This window comes from Palleronia caenipelagi (assembly GCF_007004065.1).
Classification (GTDB): Bacteria; Pseudomonadota; Alphaproteobacteria; order Rhodobacterales; family Rhodobacteraceae; genus Palleronia; species Palleronia caenipelagi.
Genome location: NZ_VFSV01000119.1, coordinates 1 through 2,147 on the forward strand (window position 1 = coordinate 1; position 2,147 = coordinate 2,147).

A 2,147-nucleotide genomic window follows, 5' to 3' on the forward strand; every position below is an offset into this window, starting at 1 on the left:
CGGCAGAGTGTCGAAACCGCGTTCTCCCGCTTACGCGGCCCCACTGGGGACACGGTCAGTCGAACTGAGCTTTGCGGGCAGGGATGAAAGCGCGCTTATTCATCGTGGTTTCACCGCCCGAGATGCGAAAAAAGCGTTCGCGGGCGCACTCGGACCGGTGGCGTTCGCCTGCTCACCCATTTGCAAGATCTCGTTCTCCTCTGCCAGCCGCTTGTTCTCCTTGCGCAGCCGCTCCAGCTCGGCGGCATCGGCCTTCTGGCGGTGTTTCGCTTCCATCGAGCCGAAGGCCTCGATCTCCARCCGCCAGGTTTTCAGCTGCGTGCCGGTGATCCCCAGCTCTCTCGCAACGCTGCCCTGCGTCGCGCCTGGCTCATGAAGCCGGTCAACCGCGTTCGATGCGGTGTTTGAACCAGTGGCGCACAGCGCATCTAACCTTTGAACTCATCCGTGTATTTCCGTCGATGCTGTCCCATGGCGTGCTCCTCTCATGGACAGGGGTAAAGTACCCCGCTGTCCGGTGACAGGGACGAAGATCATCACCACCACCTTCGGCAACAAGGACGGCATCGGCCGCATGCGCGCCGGCACTCGGCTGAAGCCTGGCCAGATTTGCGAGTTTGCGGTTAACATGGATAAGGCGGTGCTCTTCAATCCCAAGAGCGAAGAGCGTATCCGCCTGGATTAGAGCTGCCCGACCTCGGTCGCGCGGCCTATGAGCGTGTCATCTGAACCGGAGGGCGAAAGGGGCGAACACGTCCAGAGCTTGATCTATGCAACACGCTCGATCCACCAAATGCCGGGACTGAACATCGAGGTCCGCATCAGGTGTGGATCGGATCGGGGTCGGGCGCAATTGTCTTGACCATACGCTGATACGCAGGCCGCTCGGACAAGCGGATGAGATACCGCGCCAGGTTCGGGTATTTATCCAAAGATACGTCCAAGCCTTTGCGCAAATTGCTGAGGGGATAAAGCATAATGATGTCCGCTGGGGTAAATCTCTCCCCGGCCAAGTAGTCGGTCCGGCCAAGCTGATCCTCGACCAGATCGAAGCCTCGGCTATACCTGTCCAGCAATCCTTCGACGGTTTCGTTGGATTTATTGCGACCGAGCATATTTGCGACAAGGAGGGTCAGACCGGCCGCAGTAAAAGAGCCGTTGGCGTAATGCATCCAGAATTTGTAGCGTGAGAAGTCATGACTATCCGGATCTGGTGCGAGCTTCCCGTCCCCGTAGCGGGCAATCAGATACTCCATGATGGCACCGGATTCCGCCATGGCCTGATCCTGATCCGTGACGACCGGTGCGGTGCCAGCGGGATGCAGATTGCGATACTCCCGCGGCGCGAGTTTCGTGTCCGGGTCGCGTTCGTAGCGCCGAAATTCGTAATCGAGCCCCAGTTCTTCACAAAGCCAGACAATCCGCTCGGATTGTGACTCGGCGAGGTGATGGATGGTCAGCATGATTTAGGTTCCTTGTTCTCAGTCGTAGGCCTTGAAGCCCCAGAGGCGATTACGGACAAAACGTCTGTCGGACCGAATTGGTCCCAATCTCCGACGCGACGTTACGGGGTGCCGCGCCAAAAGGTTTGCACCGATCTGCGAAAGGGGCATCGTAAAGTTAACCAGGTTTTGTTGAGTTGAAGGTTGGCCGTTTGATCAAGCGGTCTCGATGCCTGCGATGGACCACCAATGGTCCATTGCAATTTTACGGAGATCGCGGAATTCGGCGGAGGTCATTTCATGGCGGGGCAGGTGAAACAAATTGGCAATTGGGTCATGGAGCGAGACGAAGGGGATTGCCAACTTGCAGACGCAGCCGAGGCTGCTTAGCCGGTCACGATGAACATACCAGCTGAGATGCCGCGCCTGAAGGGCTTGTCTTATGACTTCCCTCGGCTCCTTTGCGATAAGGGAGCCGCTTCCCGGCTCCCCAAACATGCCGGGAAGCGGCGGGGGACGGATCGGGAATGGGTCGGCCGTTCTGGGCCGTGCGGTAGTGTGATCGCCCCCGTCTTTTCTCATGACCTGAACGGATAGCAGGGCTTTGGGCCTGCATGACAAGCAGAGGTAAGGAAAAGACAGATGCAGGATATCATCGGTATCGATATCTCGAAAGACCAGCTGGACACATACCGTCTCTCGGAT

At 57.9% G+C, this 2,147-nt stretch carries 4 protein-coding genes; 1 reads left to right on the forward strand and 3 read right to left on the reverse strand.

Going from position 1 to position 2,147, the window contains the following annotated elements:
- Positions 1 to 99: 99 nt before the first annotated feature.
- Entirely contained in the window at positions 100 to 423 is a 324-nt protein-coding gene (locus FEV53_RS20065) for a transposase (protein WP_221931698.1), read from the reverse strand.
- A 64-nt stretch (positions 424 to 487) separates the two neighbouring features.
- Here FEV53_RS20065 and FEV53_RS20070 point away from each other — a divergent pair, with 64 nt between their 5' ends.
- Entirely contained in the window at positions 488 to 685 is a 198-nt protein-coding gene (locus FEV53_RS20070; RefSeq protein WP_142836395.1) for a hypothetical protein, read from the forward strand.
- A gap of 136 nt (positions 686 to 821) precedes the next feature.
- Here the strand turns inward: FEV53_RS20070 and FEV53_RS20075 are convergent, their stop codons facing one another.
- On the reverse strand, positions 822 to 1,463 hold the full coding sequence (locus FEV53_RS20075; RefSeq protein WP_142836396.1) for a glutathione S-transferase family protein: 642 nt from the start codon (positions 1,461 to 1,463) through the stop codon (positions 822 to 824).
- Between the two features lie 195 nt (positions 1,464 to 1,658).
- Positions 1,659 to 2,147: hypothetical protein (locus FEV53_RS21365; protein ID WP_221931697.1), on the reverse strand; the 489-nt coding region annotated here is incomplete at its 5' end.

Coding starts and splice junctions, on each gene's coding strand:
- FEV53_RS20070 (WP_142836395.1), top strand. CDS start 488: ATGGACAGGGGTAAAGTACCCCGCTGTCCGGTGACAGGGACGAAGATC.
- FEV53_RS20075 (WP_142836396.1), bottom strand. CDS start 1,463: ATGCTGACCATCCATCACCTCGCCGAGTCACAATCCGAGCGGATTGTC.